Annotated in this window: 1 protein-coding gene; it reads right to left on the bottom strand. The window is 71.2% G+C overall.

Translation table 11 applies throughout. The annotated features are described in order from the left end of the window. Nucleotides 1–726 (bottom strand): NADP-dependent oxidoreductase (locus ACTMVF_RS42390; RefSeq protein ID WP_441276430.1); only part of this gene is annotated, 726 nt, incomplete at both ends.

Raw genomic sequence — 726 nt, 5'->3', positions numbered from 1 at the left:
GGTTCAGGCCGGCCTCGCGGGCGAACGCGGGGTCCGGGGGACCGGTGATCCCGATGGCCTTGCCGCCGGGCTTGAGCACCCGCAGGGACTTCTCGAGGGTCTCCCCGCCGATGCTGTCCAGCACCAGGTCGTAGCCGGTCAGGAGCTGCTCGAAGTCCTGGGTGCGGTAATCGATCACCGTGTCCGCGCCGAGCGCGCGCACGAAGTCCGCGTTGGAAGCGCTGGCGGTCGTGGCGACGCTCGCGCCGAGGTGCGCGGCGAGCTGGATCGCGATCGAACCGACCCCGCCGGCGCCGGCGTGGATGAGGACCTTCTGCCCGGGCCGCACCTTCCCGCGCTCCACCAGCGCCTGCCAGGCCGTGAGCGCCGCCAGCGGCAGTGAGCCGGCCTCTTCCATGCTGATCGATGCGGGCTTGAGCGCCAGGTCGCCCTCCGCTACGGCGATGCGCTCGGCGAACGTGCCGATGCGGTCCTGGTGGGGCCGGGCGTACACCTCGTCTCCGGGCTTGAAGCCGCGAACCGCCGTCCCGACGCGGATGACGGTGCCCGCGACGTCGTTGCCCAGGATCAGCGGCAGCTTGTAGGGCAGGATCTGCTTGAACTCACCGGCGCGGATCTTCTCATCCAGCGGGTTCAGTCCGGCGGCCTCCACCCGGACGAGCACGTCGTGCTCCCCCACGGTGGGTTCGGGGACGTCCGCCTCCTGCAGCGGCTCCTTGTACTTGG

This window comes from Streptomyces sp. SD31, assembly GCF_052068475.1.
Lineage (GTDB): Bacteria > Actinomycetota > Actinomycetes > Streptomycetales > Streptomycetaceae > Streptomyces.
The sequence above is the reverse complement of the archived record's forward strand: the minus strand, read 5'-3'. Positions and strand labels throughout refer to the sequence as shown.